Here is a 21,324-nt window from a genome sequence, read left to right as displayed (position 1 = left end):
AGAGGTGAAAGACCCCGCAGGTAGACTCCATGCAAAAGCCAGTGAAGATTTGCCCATCCTCTGCTTCTACTGCTGCGACCACATGATTAGCATAGATAAAATCCGACACTTCATGCGGATGGTAGAGAGGCTTTGCCGCCTCGTAAAGTTGCATCCAAATATCCATACTTTTCCTTTCTAAAAAAGCCAGCAAAAGCTGACTTTACTTATTGACTGATTTTTTTCAACATATTGTCGATATGCTGGATGGATTTTTCACGGCCAAGCAAGAAAATGGTATCTGGCAACTCAGGGCCATGCATTTCTCCAGAAACCGCAATCCGGATTGGCATAAAGAGGTTTTTTCCTTTAATACCCGTTTCTTTTTGAACAGCCTTGATTTGTGGGAAGATATTTTCTGTCACAAAGTCCTCATCCGTCATGGCTTCAAGTTTGGCTTTGAAGGCTTCTAGCACAGTTGGCACGGTTTCGCCTGCCATGACTTCTTTCTCGGCTTGGGTCAATTCTGGGAAGTCAGCAAAGAAGAGGTCTGTCAACGGCACAATTTCATCGGCTGATTTGAGCTGTGGTTTGTAGAGTTCGACCAACTTTTCTGCCTTATCCGTCAGACGTCCTGCTGCTTCCAAGTAAGGTTTGCAGAGAGCAAAGACGGTGTCAAAATCCGCATGTTTCAGGTACTCATTGCTCATCCAGTCCAGTTTCTTTTGGTCAAAGGCTGCTGGAGACTTGCTGAGGCGGTTTTCATCAAAGAGTTGGATCAGCTCCTCACGAGAGAAAATTTCTTCTTCGCCACCAGGGTTCCAGCCCAAAAGGGCGATGAAGTTAAAGACCGCTTCTGGTAAATACCCTTTTTTACGGTAGTCTTCGATAAATTGCAGGGTGTTGGTATCGCGTTTAGACAATTTCTTCCCTGTCTCAGAGTTGATAATGAGGGTCATGTGGCCAAACTGAGGGGCTTCCCAGCCAAGCGCTTCATAGACCATGAGCTGTTTCGGCGTGTTGGCAATGTGGTCATCGCCACGGATAACGTGGCTGATTTGCATGTCATGGTCATCAATGACCACGGCGAAGTTGTAGGTTGGGTAACCATCTTTCTTTTGAATCACCCAGTCCCCACCGATGTTGCCACCTTCAAACTCAATGTCGCCTTTAACGATATCCTGCCACTTGTAAATGCCAGATTCATTAACAGCCAAACGAATGGTCGGGATAATCCCTGCCGCTTCACGCTCAGCGATATAGGCTGTTTTTTCAGCTTCGGTCATGCCCAAGAATTCATTGATATAGCGTGGTGTTTCACCAGCGGCTTCTTGACGTTCCCGCTCAGCTGCCAACTCTTCTTCTGTGACGTATGATTTGTAGGCTTTTCCTTCCGCTAGCAATTGGTCGATATATTTTTGGTAAAGTTCCAAGCGTTCGGATTGACGGTAGTTCTCATGTGTTTCCGGACTTTCATCCCAGTCCATCCCTAACCAGCGAAGGTTTTCAAGTTGTGAACGCTCTCCATCTTCGACATGACGCTTGCGGTCAGTATCCTCGATCCGGATAATGAAGGTGCCACCATGGTGACGTGCGTAAAGATAGTTGAATAAGGCTGTACGGGCATTCCCGATGTGTAGTAGTCCTGTTGGACTTGGTGCGTAACGGACGCGAATTTTATCTGACATGTTCCTTCTCCTGTTTTTTCAATCATTTCTATTATAACATAGACCCGTTAAAATAGTAGGCTTTTCTTCTCTATTTTATAAGAAAGAAAGGCAAGTCCTTCTAGACTCACCTAAGACACTATGAAAGAGTAATTTCCTTCTCCTGTTCAAAAATAAAACGATACAAAAGATAAAAGCTAAAAATTGTCAACGCAGAAATAATCGGTCCAGTAAACGGAATATCCGTCTCTAGTTCACTAAAAGGGGTATTGCGGATAAAATGTAGTACAAAAGCCGATAAGAAAAAGAAGAGACCTTTCCGTTTAAATTCTTTTCCAGCTTTGAGAAAGACAGCTAAACCAACAGCAACCAAACTGGTATAAATCCAATGAGAAGCCATACTGTCTGTCATTCGAGAGAGAATCCCTGATACAGTAAACGAAAATCCATCTGGTAAATCCGATAAAATATAAGAAAAATCTTCAACAATCTGAAAACCAAGCCCTGAAGCTACTCCCAAGAGAAGAAGTGATTTTACATTTTTTGTAGGAAGGAGATAGAGAGTGAATCCTATCGGCAAAAGCTTAAGAGGCTCTTCCACTAAAGGAGCTACAATCGCACTTTCAAATGTATTCCAAAACCCACTATTAGGAAAAAGGTTACTAATCAAATCATGAATCAGCGTATTCAGATAACTCGCAGTCCAACCAGCAAGAAATAATCCCCCAAGAAGAGCTAGTGTCACAGCTCGTTTAGGGGTGTTCCAAGACTTGGCCAAATAGTATAATACCAACAAGGCTGGAACGATATAAAACAAGGCCAAAAAGATAGATAATCCAACGATTCCGTACTCTGTACCAGATAAATAACCACTTGTATACGAATAAGTCTCATACTGAAGACCTATACAAAGTAGCAAGAGATAGATAAACAAAACAAGGTTTTTCTTCATTTTTTTAAACTTTCTATGAAATATTTACTCTGGCTAAAACGAAAAGCCAGACGCTAGTAAGCTGAAACATAACTACTTTAGACAGAGCAACTCATCTATTGTACCACAAACATCCGTCCTGTGTCCACATCATATACTGCACCTGATATCACCACATCCTCTGGAATTAGCGGAGATTTTTTTAAAAGTTCCATATCTTCACGCACGCTTTCCTCTACATCTACAAAGGGAAGAAAATCCATAGACGATACATCTACAGCTAAGGTTTTGTTTAGATGTTTTTGAAAATCCTGATTTTTAAATGTTTGGGCACCACAATCCGTATGATGAAGAATCACAATTTCTCGTGTCCCCATCTGTTGTTGGGAAATCACCAAAGACCGTATCATATCTTCTGTCACACGCCCACCAGCATTACGCAAGATGTGTGCATCTCCCAAAGCCAAACCTAAAGCTTGAGCAACATGGAGACGAGAGTCCATACAGGTCACAATCGCTACCCTTGTTTTAGGTTTAAGGGGCAGATGTTCTCTCCCATGCAAGTCGACATAAGCCTGATTAGCCTTCATAAAATGTTCAAAATAAGACATCTATTTCTCCTTGTTTGATGCTCAAACTTTCTTATATTTTACCACTTTCTTAAACAGATGTCCCTTTCTAAATGCTCAATACTTTACTCAATAAACTATCCTCCCAATCCTGAGACCGATCTACGGTGATTTCCTCCAAAAAATAATTTTCCATGTACTGTAAATAAGTCTGACTAAGAAGTAAGTTAAATACTTGACTTTCTAACGGTATAAAGCGCACCTTCTGATTTGCTGCATGACCTCCTATCTCCGCAGGTAACTTATAGACCACTACTGTTTCCAAATCTGCTACAAAATCATCTAGCATTTCAAAGACAAATTGCCGATCTTGTGCAATGAGTTTCTTCTTCATTTTTTATTTTTCCTTTACAAAAGAAAAGAGCTACTCTTGTACTGACCTATTTTCTTCACGCTCACTAGTATCTTGGCTAGTAGTAAGCAAAGAAAACCATATAACCACAAGATTGACTCCAACTCTCAATTTTATTTATTTTGTTCTTTCACGATATTCTCCGCCAGAAGCATGTCTTCTGGTGTCGTTAATTTAATATTAGTATAAGAACCTGTGATAACCGTCACTTGCTGATTCGAAAAAGCTTCTACCAAACTAGCATCATCTGTTCCTAAAAATCCTGTTTCTACTGCTCTCTTATGGACCGTTACCAATAAATTCCTCTCAAACAACTGGGGGGTCTGTGCTTGATAGAGTAACTCTCTCGGGATTGTTTCAACCACGTGATTATTCTCGATTTTTTTTATCGTATCCTTGACAGGTACGGCTAAGATACTATTGACTTGTTTTTTCAACTCTTGCAAATGCTGGACTGTAACAAAGGGTCTAGCTCCATCATGTACCATGACAAAATCAGCTGTCACAGCTTCCAATCCCAGTCGCACCGAGTCCTGTCGTTCTGCACCACCATTAACAAAAATCACTCGATCAGATAGATAAGGAACATAGTGAATACGTTCATCCGCTCGCCCAACAAGAATAATCTGCTGGCAATCATTATCTGCTAAAAAAATTTCTAAGCTATAAGCAAAGACAGGCTTGTTATCTAGACTCAAAAAAACCTTATTACAACCTGCTTGCATGCGCTGCCCTAGACCGGCCACCATGATTAAGGTATCGTACTTCATCTGAACACCTTCTTCAGCACCTCGCCGATAGTGGTCACTCCGACCACCTGGATCCCCGAGGGTGGCGTGATACCGGTCAGCGAATTCTTCGGAACGTAGATCTTAGTAAAGCCGAGCTTTGCGGCTTCATTGATACGCTGTTCGATCCGATTAACCCGCCGAACTTCTCCCGTCAGGCCCAGCTCCCCTACAAAACATTCCTGCGGATTAGTGGGCTTATCCTTGTAGCTGGAGGCAATAGCGACAGCTACGGCCAAGTCAATGGCAGGCTCATCGAGCTTAACCCCACCAGCAGACTTGAGATAAGCATCCTGATTTTGCAAGAGCAGTCCAGCCCGTTTTTCCAAAACAGCCATGATGAGACTGGCTCGGTTGAAGTCCAACCCTGTCGTCGTACGCTTGGCATTCCCAAACATGGTCGGTGTCACCAAGGCCTGAACCTCTGCCAAAATCGGTCGTGTCCCTTCCATGGTCACAACGATTGAGGACCCAGTTGCTCCGTCCAACCGCTCCTCTAGGAAGACCTCACTGGGATTGGTAACCTCCACCAAACCACCTGACTGCATTTCAAAGATGCCAATCTCATTGGTCGAGCCAAACCGGTTTTTAACCGCTCTCAAGATACGGAAGGTATGGTGGCGCTCCCCCTCAAAGTAAAGCACGGTATCCACCATGTGCTCCAGCATCCGCGGACCAGCAAGCGTCCCTTCCTTGGTCACATGTCCGACGATAAAGATAGCAATATTATTGGTCTTGGCCAACTGCATGAGCTCAGCCGTCACCTCCCGAACCTGAGAAACAGACCCCTGCACCCCAGAAATCTCTGGACTCATAATGGTCTGGATGGAGTCGATGATGAGAAAGTCTGGCTGGATCTTTTCAACTTCTGCTCGTACACTCTGCATATTGGTCTCGGCATAGAGGTAAAACTCACTCTCGATATCGCCCAAGCGTTCTGCTCGAAGCTTAATCTGCTGGGCGGATTCTTCCCCAGAGACATAGAGAACGGTTCCTACTTGAGACAGCTGGGTAGAGACCTGTAAGAGCAAGGTGGACTTCCCAATTCCTGGATCCCCTCCGATAAGGACAAGACTGCCCGGAACTACTCCCCCTCCAAGCACACGGTTGAATTCCTCCATTTCGGTCTTGGTCCGATCGACATGGATGGAGGTCACCTCAGCTAATTTCATGGGTTTGGTTTTTTCACCTGTCAAGGATACACGGGCATTTTTGACTTCTGCAACCTCAACCTCCTCCACAAAAGAAGACCAGGCCCCACAGTTAGGGCAGCGACCTAGGTACTTGGGCGAATGGTAGTCACAATTTTGACAAACAAATGTCGCTTTTTTCTTTGCGATGATACACCTCTTTCTAAATATCGAGTTCGCACTCAATCACTTGGCAAAAATCAATGGTTTCATTGGGCAAAAACTGACTCATCAGCATCCGATGAGTGACAACAACGACTGTCTGATAGTCTCGGTACTTAGCCATAGATGCCCTAAACCGAGATTTCATCTCTGCTGCTGTCTCATACCGAATCGGACTATTAGGTGGCAATTCTCCCTTATTTTCTAAAAACAGGCTTCTAGCTTTTTCGAAGTTTTCAATGCCTGATTCATAGACTTGCCATTCATGCAATAAGGGTTCTACTTTCAAAGGTAGGCCCGTAGCACAGGCCACATAAGAAGCCGTTTCTAAAGCTCTTGTAACTGCAGAAGATATGATTATTTCAGCTGAAGATAGTAAAGGATTTTTGCTCAGTTTCTGGGCTTGCTGCCGTCCCTTCTCAGACAAGGGAGCTAGATCCATTCCAAATCCCGTATAAGAACGCTCCTCTAACACACGATAATCTGGATCCCCATGACGGACAAAGATAATCTTCATCCTAGTGTCCTGTCGATCCAAATCCACCCGTCCGCACACCGTCTGCTTCATCTCCGTCTGCAATTAAGAAAGGAGCAAAGACAGCTTGGACCACCCGTTCTCCCACTTCAAGAACCACTTCTTGGTCGGTGATATTTTTCATCTGAGCAAAGATATGTCCCTCATTTCCAGGATTTCCATAGTAGTCCCCATCAATGACCCCGACGGAATTGATCAAAACCAAACCCTTTTTACGAGGGTTGGAGGAGCGATCATAGAGATACAATACTTCTCCTGATTGCATGTAGGCCTTAACCCCTGTTGGAACAAGAACAATCTCTCCCGGAGCAAGAACCGTACGTTCTGCAACCTTTAGATCATAACCAGCTGCATGAGCCGTTTCCCGCTTGGGCAATAAAGTTTCGTCTGTAAAACTCGACACCAATTCAAAACCACGAATTTTCATATTTTTCTCTTTTCTATTTTTTTTTATTATACCATCTATTTATTAATTCGTAAAAAAAGGATCGCCAAATTTGGCGATCCTTATGGGAGATTATTATGAAAAAAAAAGTTTAGGTTTTTCATCAAATGATATTAGGAGGTTTCATTTGATAGTCCTATTATAACTGTCCTTTCTTAAACGAATCTAAACCATTTATAAGTCTTGCATAAGATATTGAAACAATTCCAAATTTCCCTTTTCTTCATTGATAAGAAACTCTGGATGCCACTGAAGACCAATAATCCGACGACCATCAATAGCTTCTATCGCTTCAATTGTATTATCTCTTGGGTCAATAGCAGTCACTCGAAAATTAGGAGCTAAATCTTTAATACTTTGACGATGGACAGAATTAATTCTGCTGGCACGGCCAAACAACTGCTCCACTACACTCCCCTTCCGTGTCTCAATACTATGAGAGGTTCCAAAAGGCAACCCCTGCCAGTGGTGATCAATATGTTGATGCAAGGTTCCACCAAAAGCTACATTAACAAGTTGAGTGCCACGACAAACAGATAAAATTGGTTTATTCTGACGCAATGCCTCCCGCAAAAGAGCCAACTCAAACTCATCCCGCGCGATATTATAATCATCACTATCAATCAGCTTTTTTTCTCCATAAAACTGAGGATGGACGTTTTGTCCACCTGTCAAGATTAACTTGTCAATGGTATCAACATAATCTTTAACCAAGGAGATATCCCCAACTGGAATTATCATAGGAAGACCACCAACCAATTTAATCGCTTCTGCAAACTTACAAGAAACAGAAGCATGAAGATTTTTCCCAGCTGGATCAACCGGACAAAGATTTGCTGTAATTCCTACAATCGTTCTAGCCATGACTACCTCCTTTTTTGATACTCCTATCTTACCACCCTCTTTCGGATGAGTCCAATATATATTTTTTATCCAAGAGATAAAAAAACTCTATGACCTCAGTCATAGAGTTAACAGTAGGAAACAAGACAAAATTTTTAAAAAGTTTAAATCATCATAGGATAATTAAAATTGTAGACCACGTACAAATTGCATTTTAGCACCTGGTGCTTCTTGATAATAAGCATGGATATAAAGCGGTCCGTTGCCTCGATGTTGATTGATATCAAAGCTACCAATAAATTTATCCCCAACCCGTTTCATGTCATACCACTTAAGATCGTCTTGATCATTTTGACCATTCCAAACAGCAAAGTGCAAGCTACCTTTACCTGTCACTTCTGTCACTTCTACATCAAAAGTAGAAGTCAAACCATGTTGTGCAAAAGCGAGACGTGCAGCAACAAGATTCGTTGGCTCATCCTTCACTTCTAGTTTTGGAGTAGCTGATTGACTAGAAGAAGCAGGTTTTTCTTGACCAGCGGTTCCTACCGCAATATAGCGACGATTACCGGAATAGCTCAAATAAGAAATCCACTCTTTCCCATCAGCTACTAGAGTCTTATCATAGTTAACTGTCATTCCCTTATCATAAAAAGCTAACTCTTGTGCGTCCACCTTAGGCTCTGATTTAATACCTAGTTTTTCAGTAAAAGTATAGCTACCTGATGATGGAATAGAAACTTTCACTTCCTCCTTCTTTTCCTTAACAGTCGAAGCTGGTGTAGTTGCCGTTGCACCTAGGTCCACATAATAACGCTTACCTGTGTAACTTACATATCCCAACCATTGATGGCCTTCGTTTTCCAGAACTTTATCATAGTAAACAGACATTCCTTTATCAAAGTATGCCACTTCTGGACTAGTTAGTCTTGCTTCATTTTTAATGGAAGCACGGTCTGTAAAGGTATAAGTACCTGTTGATGGAAGGGCGGTTTTCTTTTCCTCTTTAACCGGTTTCAAATCTTCCTTATAATCAATGGTCGTTCCATTTAACCCAATAGCTTTTCCATCTTCAAAAAGATAAGTATGTACAAAATAAGTTCCAAAATCTTTATGTTTGCTCAAATCAACCTTTGTTTGAGACTCACCTGCTAGATACCAAACGATATCGTCCTGATCATTTTTAGCAGACCAAACAGCATGTTTAATGTCTTTTCCTATCAAATCCGCACTACGTTTTAGATCAATGGTCAGTGTATTTCCTTCAATATGAGGTGTGACAACTACTTTTCGTTCTACTTTTTTCTCAACAATAGGAGCTGGTGTAGACGCTATTGCGCCTAAGTCCACATAATGACGCTTACCTGTGTAACTTACATATCCCAACCATTGATGGCCTTCGTTTTCCAGAACTTTATCATAGTAAACAGACATTCCTTTATCAAAGTATGCCACTTCTGGACTAGCTAGACTTGCTTCATTTTTAATGGAGGCACGGCCTGTAAAGGTATAAGTACCTGTTGATGAGAGACCAGACTCCTTCTCTTTCTCGACTGATTTTGGAGTTTCTTTCTTTTCATAAGTAAAATCTGTAGTTGCTAAACCTACTGGTGCTCCATCCAACCAAGCATAAGTCGCTAGATGATAAATCCCATATCCCTTGTGCTTACTGAGATCTATTGTAGTTGTCTCTTTAGCAACATACCATTGAATATCGTCCCGTCCATTTTCTTCTGACCAAACAGCGTATTGTATCAAGGCTTGAGCAAGCTCTTTGCTACGTTTCAACCCAACTTTTAAGTTATCTCCATCAACTTGAGCAGAAACCTCTACTTGCGGCTTTTCTGATTCATTTTTTTCTACTACTGGTGCTTTATAATCAAGGACAGCCTTATTAAATAGCATTAAGTTTCCTGCTACTTCTTTGTAGCTATTAATGTGATAAGAGCCATATCCACCATGCTTTTCAAAGTCAACCTTAGTTGTAGAACCTGTTGCAGGTAGCCATTCAATGTCATCACGTCCGTTTTCTTCTGACCATATTGCATGAAGAATTCCTACTTTTTCTTCTTTTGGTGCTTCATACTGGATACTAGCCACTGAGCCTTCTAAGCTGATGCTTACCTGGTTCTCGCTATTGATAGACTCATTTTCTTTGGACTCTGCAACAGACGTCGGTACTACAGCTTCCTTCTTATCCTCTACTGGCTGAATTGATTTGGTTGCTTCCGCCTCCTCCTTCGCTGGAGTAGAGGTAACACTATCTGAGAAGACTTTTTCAGCCAAAGCAGTTTGTTCTGCAGAAGGAGCTACTTCCTTTTCTATGACTAGGGTATTAATAGCTGGAGTCGTCGTACGTGATGGTTTTGTCGCTGCTTCTTCATCTACAAAGAGAGTCTTTGCAAGTTGCAAATCTTCAGCACTTGCTTGATTGGATTTTTCAATAATCTGACTTTCTGTTGCCTGTGATTTTACTGTATCTGCCTGAGCAGTTACTTGGTTTGCAATCACACTCCCCAAAACAACACTTGAAAATAGAATAAATTTTTGACCTTGTTTCATGACTGTTCTCCTATTTGTTATATAAATATAGTTTAAACTTTTTCTATCTTTATTGTAACATTTTGTAATATTTTGTCAAGTAATTGTAACAAAAAAATGAAATTTTTATCTTTAACTATTTATTCGTAGATTTTTTTAAAATATTAAAACTTTTTCAAAAAAATCTCACACTTGTGAACTACACCCCTAAGTTAGACAGAAAAGTCTAGCTTTTAGGGTCTGTACACTACGTGTGAGACCTTATTTATTCAAAAACAAACTGATTATGATAGAGTTCAGCATAAAATCCACCCAGTTTTAGCAATTCCTGATGGCTTCCTCGTTCAATTATTTCTCCTTCTTTGAGAACAATAATTTGATCTGCATTGAGAATTGTTTTGAGACGATGTGCGATAACGAAGCTTGTTCGACCTGCTACTATTGCTTCCATAGCATGTTGGATTTTACTCTCCGTAACAGTATCTACATTTGAGGTTGCTTCATCTAAAATCAAAACTTGTGGATCCGTCAAGAGAGTACGTGCGATAGAAATCAACTGTTTCTGTCCTGTCGAGAAAATACTTTGATCATCGTCAACTTCAGTATCGTATGCTTCTGGTAAACTCATAATATAATCATGAATATGAGTTGCTTTAGCTGCTGCTTCAACCATCTCTTGACTAGCTCCTGGCACACCAAAAGCAATATTATCTCGAATAGTACCACTAAAAAGAACCGAATCCTGTAAGACAATCCCAACTTTACTACGTAAACTATCTAGATCATAATCACGAATATCTCGACCATCTAAAGTAATGCTTCCTCTATCGACATCATAAAAGCGATTAATTAGATTCATAATCGTTGTTTTACCAGATCCCGTTGGACCAACAACTGCTGTCATTTGTCCTTTTGGAGCAGAAATACTGACATTTTTTAAGATTGGCTTACCTGGTACATAAGAGAAATCTACATTTTGAATTTCAACCCCTTGGGTTAGCTCCATAAAAATTGGTGCATTTTCAGGTCGAACCTCTTCTTCGGCATCAAACATCTCCTGGATACGGTCAGCACCTGTAAAGGCTAACTGTAGACTCCCCCAACTTGCAGCTATTTGCATAATCGGTTGATAGTATTGTTGAGAAAATTGCGAGAACATGACAATTAATCCTAAGGCTGTTGCAGCATCACGGTTACTATCATTGAGTAATAGGGCTGAACCTGCGAAGATAACAATAGCGGTATTGATCAAGCTCATTCCATTCATAATGGGAAAGAGAAGCCCTGAGAACAGACGACCACGAAAAGTCGCTGAACGCACTCTTTCATTTTGAATGACAAATCCCTCAATCATTTCTTCCTGTAAACCTTGAACAATAACAGATTTTTGACCTGAGATTCCCTCATCCATATAGGCATTCAACTTCCCTACTTCAGTCTGTTGAAGATTCGTATATTTCCGTGCCAACTTTACAATCACAATAGCCACTAAAAAAGCAACCGGCGTACTAGCAACTGTGATCATAGCCAGCGTGACATTACGACTAAACATAACAAGAATCAACCCTATAAAAAGAGCGATGTTTTGCATAACTTGAATCAAGCTTTCATTCAGGGCTTGAAGAATATTATCTAGATCACTCGTAAAACGAGAAAGGATATCTCCATCTTGATGTCGATCAAAGAAAGAGACGGTCAAACGGGATAACTTAGCAAACAATCCTTTACGCATTTCATTGGTGGAGTGAGCAATCACGCGACTCATTAGCACCATATATAAAATACTTGAGATGGATAAAGTTAAAAACACATAAAAAAGATTTAACATTAACCCACTAAAGCGAGTCCAGACTTCCGTTTCATTTCCATTTTGCGAAGCAGAAATCAGGTTTGCAAGTTCTGTGACTGCTTGACCAGTGAAAACTGGAAAAAGAGCCTGAGCTACTGTCGCAAGAATAATCATCGAGACAACCATCACAAAGGATAGCTTATAAACTTTGAAATAACTCCAAAAGAATTTTACTGTTTTCATCTCGACTTAATCCTCCTTTCCTTTCTGTGTTTCATAAATTTCACGGTAAACCGCATTGTTGGCTACCAAATCAGCATGCTTCCCTTCACCAATCAAACATCCCTGATCCAGCACTAAAATCTTATCTGCATGAACAACGGAACTTATCTTTTGAGCAATGATAATCGTTGTCGTATCTTTCAAATCCTTGTTTAATGCTTCTTGTACTAATTTTTCAGATTTGGCATCTAAGGCAGAAGTAGAGTCATCAAGAATGAGAATTTTTGGATTGCTAACGATGCCTCGTGCAATAGACATTCGTTGTTTTTGACCACCGGAAAAATTATTTCCACGTTCTTCTACCAAACTAGCATAATTATCCTCCATTCGATTGATGAATTCACTTGCTTGTGCGATACGAGCAGCCCGCTCCATCTCAGGAATGCTAGCATCGGATTTTCCTTGTCGAATATTATCAGCAATCGTTCCACTAAAGAGAATGGCTCGTTGCAAAACAATGGATACGGTATGACGTAACGTTTCTTCACTAAGATCACGTAAATCTTTACCACCAATCTGGATTAATCCTTTATCTGGATCAAAAAGACGTGGAATCAATTGAGCCAAAGTAGATTTCCCAGCACCCGTTGCACCAACAACCCCAACCATTTGCCCTGCTTTTATCTCAAAGCTAATATCCCTAAGCATAGGCTCATCATCTTGTGGATAAGTAAAGGTCACATTCTTAAACTGAATACTCCCTACTAACTCTTCCTTTTCTCCACTCTTAAAGGACATAGCTGGCTCTGTGTTCAAAACTTCATTGATACGACGCATCGAAATCATTGCACGCGAAACAGAATTCCCTAAAAATCCAATCATAACAATCGTAAAAATAATCTGGTTAAGATAGGAAATAAATGAAGCCAGGGCACCTACTACACCAGGATTTGCTTCTGCCATACCTGCCACTAGCCAAATGACTCCATATACTGTACCGTAACCTACAAACATCATCATCGGTTCAATAACCGAAAAAGCATACCCGATATAGAGATTTTGATCTAAAAGTTCATCGGAAACACTACTAAACTTGTCGAATTGACTTTTCTCTTGCACAAAAGATTTAACAACACGCACACCACGAAGATTTTCCTTAGCAATTGCGTTAATACGATCAAGCAATTTTTGAAACAGAGCAAAACGTGGTCCCATCATCCCCATCATTGCAGCTGCTAAAATCAAAATTAAAACTACCATAACTACAATAACCCACCAAAGTGAAGGGAGAGTTATCACCGCCATCGTAAAAGAACCGATAAAAAGAATCGGCATTCTCAATAAAATCTGAAAGGTCATCATAATCAAGTTTTGCACTTGATTCACATCGTTGGTCATTCGAACTACTAGATTACTAGCATTAAATTCTTCAATATTGGCATAAGAGAAAGTTTGAATTTTTCGAAACGTAATCTCTCTTAAATCAGACGACACTGCTTGAGCAATGTAAGCAGCCAGTGTCACATTAACACCCCCTGCAATCAAACCAACAGCTGCTATCCCAATCAACCATACTCCAATACTATAGATACCCTTTGTATCTCCCGCCAAAAGGGCATTCAATACATCCTGTAAAAATCTCGGCTGTAAAAGTGCACTAGCCACCATACATACTGTCATTAATATAGAAGCCAAAACTTGCCACTTGTAACGTACTAAGGTCTTGATTAACATAGTCTCTCCTTCATCTACTCACTTATCACTAATATTTTAGACGAAATAAAGGAGCCAAGTGAAAACCTCAACTCCTCATCTATTCGTCTTGTTTTTTATCTATAAGTGTTTATTAGTTAATAGTATACCAATTTAAGCTAATAATGTCAATCCAACAAGCTGATTACGTATATTCAGAAAATTATCCCAATAAAAAATTCTATTGTAATTCTATTGTAAATTCCTTAAATTCAAAATTGAAAACGCCTGATTCTAAAGTCATATCGGCTATAAAACTCCAACCAGTCTATCTAACTCAAAGCGAAATTGTACCATTTCCTTAAGTTCTCTAGGACCATCCTCACTTTCTTTTTTGAAATATGGTAAAATAGAGAAAAAGGAACCTCAAAGGAGAAAAACATGCAAAAACAAAAAATTGCTGTGCTAGGACCCGGTTCATGGGGAACTGCCCTTTCACAAGTACTAAACGATAATGGGCATGATGTTCGCATCTGGGGGAATATCCCTGAACAAATCAAGGAAATAAATGAGAAGCATACCAACAAGCGTTATTTTAAAGATGCTGTGCTGGATGAAAAAATTATTGCTTATGACGATTTAAGCCAAGCTCTTGAAGGTGTTGATGCCATTCTTTTTGTCGTTCCAACCAAGGTCACCCGACTCGTTGCAAAACAAGTTGCCCAAGTCCTAGATCATAAAGTAACCATTATGCATGCTTCAAAAGGACTTGAGCCAGATAGTCACAAACGTCTCTCTACAATCTTGGAAGAAGAGATTCCTGCTAGATTACGTAGTGAAATTGTCGTTGTTTCAGGACCCAGTCATGCTGAAGAAACGATCGTACGTGACATTACTCTGATTACAGCCGCATCACAAAATTTAGAAACTGCCAAATATGTTCAAGAACTCTTTAGCAACCATTATTTTCGACTCTACACAAACACTGATATTATCGGCGTAGAAACTGCTGGCGCCCTGAAAAATATTATCGCTGTCGGTGCTGGTATCCTTCATGGCTTGGGTTATGGGGATAATGCGAAAGCAGCCATCATTACAAGAGGTTTAGCTGAAATTACTCGCCTTGGTGTCAAAATGGGAGCAAATCCTTTAACTTACAGCGGACTTTCTGGTGTTGGTGATCTCATCGTCACTGGGACATCCATCCACTCACGAAACTGGAGAGCGGGAGATGCACTTGGAAGAGGAGAAAAATTAGCTGATATCGAAGCAAATATGGGAATGGTTATAGAAGGACTCTCAACTACTAAAGCTGCATATGAGCTTGCCAACGAACTAGGGGTCTATATGCCGATTACTCAAGCACTTTATGGTGTCATCTATGAAGACTCCCACTTGAAGCAGGCCATTCAAGATTTGATGAGTAATGAATTTAAAGCTGAAAACGAATGGTCTTAAACAGCTACCCATTTTTACAACAATATGATATAATAAAGCCATACCCCCTCTCATTATTAGGGATTTTTGAAGGAGAAAAAGATGACAGAAAAAGTCAGAAAAGCCGTTATCCCCGCTGCAGGACTTGGAACTCGTTTCCTTCCAGCAACGAAAGCCTTAGCAAAAGAGATGCTACCAATAGTTGATAAACCAACTATTCAATTTATCGTTGAGGAAGCACTTAAATCTGGAATTGAAGATATTCTCGTAGTAACTGGAAAGTCCAAAAGATCAATCGAAGATCATTTCGACTCAAACTTTGAATTAGAATACAACCTTAAAGAAAAAGGTAAGCATGACCTTCTCAAATTAGTTGATGAAACAACAGGTATTCGTCTCCATTTCATCCGCCAAAGCCACCCACGTGGACTTGGAGATGCTGTTCTTCAAGCTAAAGCATTCGTTGGAAATGAGCCATTTGTAGTCATGTTAGGAGATGACTTGATGGACATCACTGATGAGAAAGCTATTCCTCTAACTCGTCAACTCATGAATGACTATGAAAAAACACATGCTTCAACAATAGCAGTCATGCCTGTCCCACACGATGAAGTTTCATCTTACGGTGTTATTGCACCACATGGTGAGGGAATCGATGGTTTATACAGCGTTGAAACCTTTGTTGAAAAACCTTCTCCAGAAGATGCACCTAGCGATTTAGCAATCATCGGTCGCTATCTCCTAACTCCAGAAATTTTTGATATCCTTGAAAATCAAGAACCTGGTGCAGGTAATGAAATTCAATTAACCGATGCTATTGATACACTCAATAAGACTCAACGAGTATTTGCTCGTGAATTCACTGGAGCACGCTATGACGTTGGGGATAAGTTTGGTTTCATGAAGACTTCCATCGATTATGCTCTGAAACATCCTCAAGTGAGCAAAGATTTAAAACAGTATATCATTGATCTTGGAAAAAAATTAGAGGGAAAGCAGAAAGCCAAAAAAGCTGAATAATTCTTCAAAATCGAATCAATCAGTCATTATACTCAAAGAGCTAGGCATTATCCTAGCTCTTTCATTTTGCAATTCTGTTCAACAACATAAAACCTCTCTCTCATTTAATACTCAATGAAAATCAAAGAGCAAACTAGGAAGCTAGCCGCAGGCTGTACTTGAGTACGGTAAGGCGAAGCTGACGTGGTTTGAATTTGATTTTCGAAGAGTATAAGAGAAAGGGATTGATTAATCCGATAATACTAGAATCCTAGAAAAATACTTCCAATAAATAATAATAAATAGACCAGTAACGCAAGGATCCGTTGCCAGGAACTATAAGCATATCTCTCTCCTCTAATTGGAAGGAGTACAGCAAGCAAAGCCCCACCAATTGCTCCACCCAAATGTCCTGCTAAACTAATACCCGGCATCATCAGACTAAAACCAACATTCAACACAAATAGAATCAAGTAAGATTGTCCTAATTGTTGAATATAAGGATTATTTACCGCATAACGCAAAACAATTATCGATGCGAACAAACCATAAAGAGAGGTTGAGGCACCTGCAGCGATAACATTAGGTGTCCATAAAAAAACAGCTACATTTCCCATCAATCCCGAAAAAAGATAAAGAATAAGGAATTTCTTTGAACCAAAAATCCCCTCTACCTGACGTCCAAGAAAGTAAAGAGTTACCATATTCATCAATAGGTGTTCAAAACCAATATGAACAAAGATCGCTGAAATTAAACGCCACAATTGATTTGGAAACGTTCTTATAGCGAGACCATACATAGCACCAAAATCATATAGAGTTTGACCACTAGCATAATCAGTTCCTCTCATCAAAAACATAATTAGAAAGATGAAAATAGATACTATCAATAGGCTACTCGTGACAGGATAACGTTTATCGAATAATTCTTTCACTGATCAGTACCTCCTTAACGGGAATATCATGTGAATCCACTGGAAAGTCCCCAATCTGCCAATTATAAACTGTACTAATTGTATCTCCTTGAAAATCTGCCAGATAGCGATCATAGTAACCTGCACCGTAACCCAAACGATACCCTTGTGTTGTAAAGAGTAAACCAGGAACATGTATCAAATCAAGCTGATTTTTCTCTATAGCAACCCCTTCAACAGGTTCTAGCAGTCCAAAAGCAGTTCTTCTTAATAAATTACAGTTCAATACTACAAATTCCATCTTCCCTTTTGAATAAGTTTTAGGAACATAAACTTGTTTTCCATCACCTATCGCGGTTTCTATCAATAAATCTGTTGTAAACTCGTGTGGAAAGGAGAGGTAAGTAGCAATTCGTTTTGCTTTCTGATAAGCAGCGGTCTTCAAAAATCGATCCAATAACTCTGTATCAGCTACTAATTTCTCTTCTTTAACCTGCATTTTCAACCTATTTAGCATGACCTGTCTCAAACTTGCCTTGTTATTCATACTTGATTCACTTTCCTATGTAAAAATTTTCCTATCTGTTTAACTGCAAATGGAAGAGCAGATTCATCTGGATTCATCATAGGATGATGAAGAGCATAAGGGCTATCAACCCCTAACCAAAACATAGCCCCATCAACTTTCGATAAAAGATAACCAAAATCTTCTCCCGTCATAGCTGGAGGAATATTAATTAGGTTTACCTCGTCCTCCTCTGAAAAGTAATCCATTAATTCTCTAGCCAATTCGGGATGATTTTCAACTGGAAGATATCCAGCTTGCTTCAATTCAATTTCAACCTCTAAGCCAAATGATTGGGCAACTCCTTCAGCAATCGATTGAACTCTTCTTTGGGTCAAGTGATTCATACTCATTGTTAAAGTTCGAATTGTTCCATGTAAAAATGCTTGATCAGCTATAACATTATTGGTCGTTCCGGCTTGCATAGCTCCAAAAGTAACAACTGCTCCTTCAATCGGATCTACATTCCGACTAACCACAGTCTGAATCTGAGTAATGAAATAGCTAGCTGCTACTAAAGCGTCATTCGCTTCATGCGGAAAAGCAGCATGTCCACCTTTTCCTTTAAAAGTAATCTTGACTTCACAAGTACCCGCAAACAAAGTACCAGTATTGGTTGCAATATCTCCTACTTTTAAGTCAGGACGAACATGCAAAGCATAAAATTCATCTGGTAGCCAGGAACCAAATGCACCATCCTCATACATCAGCATCCCTCCCGCCTCATTTTCTTCAGCAGGTTGAAATAGAAAGAGCAAACTGTTTTGCGGTTGAGTTTCAAGCATTTTCTCTAAAAGTCCTAAGGCAATTGTCATATGGAAATCGTGGCCACAAGCATGCATTCTTCCTTTATGTAGGGACGAAAAAGGTAAATCTGTCTGTTCTACAATGGGTAAAGCATCAATATCCGTTCTCCATCCAATAATTTTTTTAGGATTAGCTCCCTCCAAAAAAACTAAAACACCAGTTTTCCAAACTTTTATTTTAACGAAATTTTTTCCTTGAGTCAGTTCATCTATTTTATCAAGTAAAAATAATTGAGTTTTAAACTCCTCTAAACCAATTTCAGGAATTTGATGCAAGTCTCTCCTTATCTGAATTAAATCTAACATCTATAACTCTACCCTTATAATGTCCGAAGAGCTTCTTCAAGAGCAGTTTTTTGTTGCGTTTGCTTATCAATCTTCTTAATAACTCGAGCCGGAACTCCTGCAACTACAACATTTTCAGGCACATTTTGAGTTACAATCGCACCTGCTGCCACAACTGATCCACTTCCAACTTGAATCCCTTCAATAACAACAGCGTTAGCTCCAATCAAGACATTGTCCCCAACACGTACGGGATCAGCCGAGGCTGGTTCAATTACTCCTGCCAGAACTGCTCCTGCTCCTACATGACTATTTCTACCAACAATGGCCCTTCCACCAAGAATTGCACCCATATCAATCATCGTACCTTCACCAATTTCAGCTCCGATATTAATAATAGCCCCCATCATGATAACTGCATTATCACCAATTTCAACCTGATCACGAATAATAGCGCCTGGCTCAATACGAGCATTAATTCCACGTTTATCCAAAAGAGGAACAGCCGAATTTCTCCCATCTTGTTCAACTATGTAATCTTTATTCTCATCAAAAGAATCTAGTATAGGAGCAATTTCCTCCCAATCTCCAAATAACACATTACCAAGCTTTAAAATATTACTTGGAATCTTTAAATCTAAACTTGGATCAAAAGTCACTTTAACATCCGTTTTTTTCTTTGATTTTGCAATAAACTGTATAATTTCTTCTGCATTCATTTTTGTAGCTAACATAACCTGTACCTCATTACTTCTAAAATATAAAAATATGGCTAAGATTATACCATATTTTTTAAAATAAAAAAAGCCTCTTAAATAGAGACTAAACTATACCGGCGGCCGGGGTCGAACCGGCACGTCCTTGCGGACACTGGATTTTGAGTTCTATGAATACATTTTTTAAATCTTATAACCTTGATTTAATAGGGTTTTAGGACTTTTGAATCTTGCAAAATAGACTCATTTTTCAAATTTTAGTAACTTTTTGGTAACCCCGTTAAAGACACGGACTCATACCCCAGATAAAGACAATTAAAATTAGATTACGTCTAGATATTTAGTCGCCTTTTGTTTGGTTTAAACCCTTTATGTCTTTTAGAATTCAAAAAATAAAGAAACTAAATAGAACTAATTCTAGGAAATCAAACAAAAAGAAACTTCTTTCCCCTAACAAGGAGGATATGGAACGTTATGTAGTTATCTTGTTTAAAGATTATAATTTCAAGCAAATTAAATGAATCCAAAAAAGGGTTAGCTACTGTTTTAACACACTTCAAAGCTTATTTGATTAACACTCTGAAACTATGCGTGAGTGTTTACACAAAATTATTGACAGGATTCAAGTGTTTCTAGGTTTTTTATAATATCATTTTATCTGATTCTGTCTGATTAAAACTTTGAAAGTCGGTCTACCACACTCAACTTCCTCATAGTCATCCGAATTCCAAATTTCTTTTCAAGATAATTTGTGTTTAAACGTTTTTTTCGAGCATCACGTGGTAAATATAGGTAACAACACTCGTGACCACCATAGAACTCTTCATCTCCAAAATTCTCTCTACTAAGTTCTGTTAGAATACTTTCGGGAATCTCTTCGTTAGTAAAAACTAGATGAATACGAGAACTATCATAAGTATTATCAAATGGGTTTTCTTGAGTAGCAATCTCTAATTGATTAATTTCTTTGATAATTATTGATAAATCAGCTCCAATTTTATCCAAAATTGTATCATGAACTAACTTTCTGATTTCTTCGTCAGATAACTCTGATTCTAAAATAATATTCCCACTCTGAATATATGTTTGAACGTTTAAAAAACCAACTTCTGTTAGGATTTCTACTAAATAAGACATTTTGGGAATTCTATTGGTACCAGTTGGTGTTACTCCACGGAGGAAAATAATCTTTTTCATATTAACTTTCCAATGCGTCTTTTTCTAGAGAGTTCATCATTTCGACATAATATTGAGGTTCTCCCGTTGAAAAATAATTAAACCATGCTTCAACTGTAGTTTTTGAATACAGGCCCAACTCCTCGACAATAAACTTAGCCCATAATAAAGAGCCGGCTGAACTCGCAGTAATAAGCTTTCCGTCTTGAACTGCGATCTCATCTTTATAATAACTATGTCCTCGATAATGTTGGCTCATCTGACTTAAAAAGAATGAAGCATTACTTGTATGATATCGATTATCTAAAATTCCTTTTTCGGCTAATCCCAAAGTAGCTCCACAGATAGCTCCAACTAAGATATTTTCTTGTAATAGTTTAGAGGCAAGTTCTAAAACATCATCTTGCTCATTATTCAACCAACTATCTCCTCCGATAAACAATAGAGCATCTGTATTTGCAGTATCTATATCATATAGATTAAAATCTGGAACAATTGTCATTCCTCCAGCAGTTTTTATAGGCTTTTTCCCTTTAGAAACCGTTAATAATTTTACTTTAGGTTCTCCTAACATAGCCTGTAAACTTAGTGCATGCATCAAATAGCCGTGTTCAAAATCGGCCATAGTATCTTGAACATACATATAAATATTTTTCATAAT

20 protein-coding genes and 1 pseudogene are annotated in these 21,324 nt (G+C 39.3%); 2 read left to right on the top strand and 19 right to left on the bottom strand.

The window, feature by feature from the left end; all coding sequences use genetic code 11:
- From STRDD10_RS03165 to STRDD10_RS03105, 13 genes and pseudogenes are all read right to left on the bottom strand, one after another.
- Positions 1 to 166: pseudogene (locus STRDD10_RS03165) on the bottom strand (cytidine deaminase); the annotation flags it as partial.
- Between the two features lie 40 nt (positions 167 to 206).
- On the bottom strand, positions 207 to 1,667 hold the full coding sequence (gene gltX / locus STRDD10_RS03160; protein WP_067193071.1) for a glutamate--tRNA ligase: 1,461 nt from the start codon (positions 1,665 to 1,667) through the stop codon (positions 207 to 209).
- Between the two features lie 118 nt (positions 1,668 to 1,785).
- Positions 1,786 to 2,598 (bottom strand): PrsW family glutamic-type intramembrane protease, encoded by an 813-nt coding sequence (locus STRDD10_RS03155; RefSeq protein ID WP_067193069.1) that lies wholly within the window; start codon positions 2,596 to 2,598, stop codon positions 1,786 to 1,788.
- Between the two features lie 95 nt (positions 2,599 to 2,693).
- Positions 2,694 to 3,188, bottom strand: a complete 495-nt coding sequence (locus STRDD10_RS03150) for a beta-class carbonic anhydrase (protein ID WP_067193067.1) — start codon at positions 3,186 to 3,188, stop codon at positions 2,694 to 2,696.
- A 67-nt stretch (positions 3,189 to 3,255) separates the two neighbouring features.
- A complete protein-coding gene (locus tag STRDD10_RS03145; protein WP_067193066.1) occupies positions 3,256 to 3,540 on the bottom strand; it encodes a hypothetical protein in 285 nt (94 codons plus the stop codon).
- A 131-nt stretch (positions 3,541 to 3,671) separates the two neighbouring features.
- Positions 3,672 to 4,328: a 2-C-methyl-D-erythritol 4-phosphate cytidylyltransferase gene (gene ispD, locus STRDD10_RS03140; RefSeq protein ID WP_067193064.1), complete on the bottom strand. Its 657-nt coding sequence runs from the start codon at positions 4,326 to 4,328 to the stop codon at positions 3,672 to 3,674.
- A complete protein-coding gene (gene radA / locus STRDD10_RS03135; RefSeq protein ID WP_082782030.1) occupies positions 4,325 to 5,722 on the bottom strand; it encodes a DNA repair protein RadA in 1,398 nt (465 codons plus the stop codon). Before radA ends, ispD begins: the two co-directional genes overlap by 4 nt.
- On the bottom strand, positions 5,700 to 6,266 hold the full coding sequence (locus STRDD10_RS03130; RefSeq protein WP_082782029.1) for a histidine phosphatase family protein: 567 nt from the start codon (positions 6,264 to 6,266) through the stop codon (positions 5,700 to 5,702). The genes radA and STRDD10_RS03130 overlap by 23 nt, the downstream gene beginning before the upstream one ends.
- Positions 6,217 to 6,660 (bottom strand): dUTP diphosphatase, encoded by a 444-nt coding sequence (locus tag STRDD10_RS03125; protein WP_067193059.1) that lies wholly within the window; start codon positions 6,658 to 6,660, stop codon positions 6,217 to 6,219. The genes STRDD10_RS03130 and STRDD10_RS03125 overlap by 50 nt, the downstream gene beginning before the upstream one ends.
- Before the next feature lie 192 nt (positions 6,661 to 6,852).
- Positions 6,853 to 7,542: a gamma-glutamyl-gamma-aminobutyrate hydrolase family protein gene (locus tag STRDD10_RS03120; RefSeq protein ID WP_067193057.1), complete on the bottom strand. Its 690-nt coding sequence runs from the start codon at positions 7,540 to 7,542 to the stop codon at positions 6,853 to 6,855.
- A gap of 162 nt (positions 7,543 to 7,704) precedes the next feature.
- Positions 7,705 to 10,083 carry an SH3 domain-containing protein gene (locus STRDD10_RS03115; RefSeq protein ID WP_067193055.1) on the bottom strand — a complete coding sequence of 793 codons (2,379 nt, stop codon included), beginning with the start codon at positions 10,081 to 10,083 and terminating at the stop codon, positions 7,705 to 7,707.
- A 244-nt stretch (positions 10,084 to 10,327) separates the two neighbouring features.
- The gene (locus tag STRDD10_RS03110) at positions 10,328 to 12,094 is read right to left on the bottom strand and encodes an ABC transporter ATP-binding protein (protein ID WP_067193053.1); all 1,767 of its coding nucleotides are present in this window, start codon (positions 12,092 to 12,094) and stop codon (positions 10,328 to 10,330) included.
- A 6-nt stretch (positions 12,095 to 12,100) separates the two neighbouring features.
- Positions 12,101 to 13,807, bottom strand: coding sequence for an ABC transporter ATP-binding protein (locus STRDD10_RS03105; RefSeq protein WP_067193051.1), 1,707 nt, complete (start codon positions 13,805 to 13,807; stop codon positions 12,101 to 12,103).
- A gap of 399 nt (positions 13,808 to 14,206) precedes the next feature.
- Here STRDD10_RS03105 and STRDD10_RS03100 point away from each other — a divergent pair, with 399 nt between their 5' ends.
- On the top strand, positions 14,207 to 15,223 hold the full coding sequence (locus STRDD10_RS03100) for an NAD(P)H-dependent glycerol-3-phosphate dehydrogenase (RefSeq protein ID WP_067193050.1): 1,017 nt from the start codon (positions 14,207 to 14,209) through the stop codon (positions 15,221 to 15,223).
- An 81-nt stretch (positions 15,224 to 15,304) separates the two neighbouring features.
- A complete protein-coding gene (gene galU / locus STRDD10_RS03095; protein ID WP_067193048.1) occupies positions 15,305 to 16,222 on the top strand; it encodes a UTP--glucose-1-phosphate uridylyltransferase GalU in 918 nt (305 codons plus the stop codon).
- A gap of 242 nt (positions 16,223 to 16,464) precedes the next feature.
- Here the strand turns inward: galU and STRDD10_RS03090 are convergent, their stop codons facing one another.
- The 6 genes from STRDD10_RS03090 to STRDD10_RS03065 all read right to left on the bottom strand — a co-directional run bounded on the left by STRDD10_RS03090 (position 16,465) and on the right by STRDD10_RS03065 (position 21,321).
- Positions 16,465 to 17,136, bottom strand: coding sequence for a rhomboid family intramembrane serine protease (locus tag STRDD10_RS03090; RefSeq protein ID WP_067193047.1), 672 nt, complete (start codon positions 17,134 to 17,136; stop codon positions 16,465 to 16,467).
- Positions 17,117 to 17,662: a 5-formyltetrahydrofolate cyclo-ligase gene (locus STRDD10_RS03085; protein ID WP_067193046.1), complete on the bottom strand. Its 546-nt coding sequence runs from the start codon at positions 17,660 to 17,662 to the stop codon at positions 17,117 to 17,119. The genes STRDD10_RS03090 and STRDD10_RS03085 overlap by 20 nt, the downstream gene beginning before the upstream one ends.
- Positions 17,659 to 18,792 carry an N-acetyldiaminopimelate deacetylase gene (locus STRDD10_RS03080; protein ID WP_067193045.1) on the bottom strand — a complete coding sequence of 378 codons (1,134 nt, stop codon included), beginning with the start codon at positions 18,790 to 18,792 and terminating at the stop codon, positions 17,659 to 17,661. Before STRDD10_RS03080 ends, STRDD10_RS03085 begins: the two co-directional genes overlap by 4 nt.
- A gap of 14 nt (positions 18,793 to 18,806) precedes the next feature.
- Entirely contained in the window at positions 18,807 to 19,505 is a 699-nt protein-coding gene (gene dapD / locus STRDD10_RS03075) for a 2,3,4,5-tetrahydropyridine-2,6-dicarboxylate N-acetyltransferase (RefSeq protein ID WP_067193043.1), read from the bottom strand.
- 654 nt (positions 19,506 to 20,159) lie between these two features.
- Entirely contained in the window at positions 20,160 to 20,684 is a 525-nt protein-coding gene (locus tag STRDD10_RS03070) for a DUF1697 domain-containing protein (protein WP_067193041.1), read from the bottom strand.
- A 1-nt stretch (position 20,685) separates the two neighbouring features.
- Complete coding sequence (locus STRDD10_RS03065; RefSeq protein ID WP_067193039.1) at positions 20,686 to 21,321, bottom strand: DJ-1/PfpI family protein; 636 nt, start codon at positions 21,319 to 21,321, stop codon at positions 20,686 to 20,688.
- Between the last annotated feature and the right edge of the window lie 3 nt (positions 21,322 to 21,324).

The organism is Streptococcus sp. DD10 (genome assembly GCF_001578805.1).
In the GTDB taxonomy this organism is placed as follows: Bacteria; Bacillota; Bacilli; order Lactobacillales; family Streptococcaceae; genus Streptococcus.
This window is presented reverse-complemented; position numbering and strand designations above follow the sequence as displayed.

Excerpts from the sequence above, each read along its gene's own strand:
- ispD (WP_067193064.1), bottom strand. The coding sequence starts at position 4,328 with ATGAAGTACGATACCTTAATCATGGTGGCCGGTCTAGGGCAGCGCATG.
- STRDD10_RS03145 (WP_067193066.1), bottom strand. The coding sequence starts at position 3,540 with ATGAAGAAGAAACTCATTGCACAAGATCGGCAATTTGTCTTTGAAATG.
- STRDD10_RS03085 (WP_067193046.1), bottom strand. The coding sequence starts at position 17,662 with ATGAATAACAAGGCAAGTTTGAGACAGGTCATGCTAAATAGGTTGAAA.
- STRDD10_RS03105 (WP_067193051.1), bottom strand. The coding sequence starts at position 13,807 with ATGTTAATCAAGACCTTAGTACGTTACAAGTGGCAAGTTTTGGCTTCT.
- galU (WP_067193048.1), top strand. The coding sequence starts at position 15,305 with ATGACAGAAAAAGTCAGAAAAGCCGTTATCCCCGCTGCAGGACTTGGA.
- STRDD10_RS03150 (WP_067193067.1), bottom strand. The coding sequence starts at position 3,188 with ATGTCTTATTTTGAACATTTTATGAAGGCTAATCAGGCTTATGTCGAC.
- dapD (WP_067193043.1), bottom strand. The coding sequence starts at position 19,505 with ATGTTAGCTACAAAAATGAATGCAGAAGAAATTATACAGTTTATTGCA.
- STRDD10_RS03115 (WP_067193055.1), bottom strand. The coding sequence starts at position 10,083 with ATGAAACAAGGTCAAAAATTTATTCTATTTTCAAGTGTTGTTTTGGGG.
- gltX (WP_067193071.1), bottom strand. The coding sequence starts at position 1,667 with ATGTCAGATAAAATTCGCGTCCGTTACGCACCAAGTCCAACAGGACTA.
- STRDD10_RS03125 (WP_067193059.1), bottom strand. The coding sequence starts at position 6,660 with ATGAAAATTCGTGGTTTTGAATTGGTGTCGAGTTTTACAGACGAAACT.
- STRDD10_RS03130 (WP_082782029.1), bottom strand. The coding sequence starts at position 6,266 with ATGAAGCAGACGGTGTGCGGACGGGTGGATTTGGATCGACAGGACACT.
- STRDD10_RS03110 (WP_067193053.1), bottom strand. The coding sequence starts at position 12,094 with ATGAAAACAGTAAAATTCTTTTGGAGTTATTTCAAAGTTTATAAGCTA.
- STRDD10_RS03100 (WP_067193050.1), top strand. The coding sequence starts at position 14,207 with ATGCAAAAACAAAAAATTGCTGTGCTAGGACCCGGTTCATGGGGAACT.
- STRDD10_RS03065 (WP_067193039.1), bottom strand. The coding sequence starts at position 21,321 with ATGAAAAATATTTATATGTATGTTCAAGATACTATGGCCGATTTTGAA.
- STRDD10_RS03120 (WP_067193057.1), bottom strand. The coding sequence starts at position 7,542 with ATGGCTAGAACGATTGTAGGAATTACAGCAAATCTTTGTCCGGTTGAT.
- STRDD10_RS03155 (WP_067193069.1), bottom strand. The coding sequence starts at position 2,598 with ATGAAGAAAAACCTTGTTTTGTTTATCTATCTCTTGCTACTTTGTATA.
- STRDD10_RS03070 (WP_067193041.1), bottom strand. The coding sequence starts at position 20,684 with ATGAAAAAGATTATTTTCCTCCGTGGAGTAACACCAACTGGTACCAAT.
- STRDD10_RS03080 (WP_067193045.1), bottom strand. The coding sequence starts at position 18,792 with ATGTTAGATTTAATTCAGATAAGGAGAGACTTGCATCAAATTCCTGAA.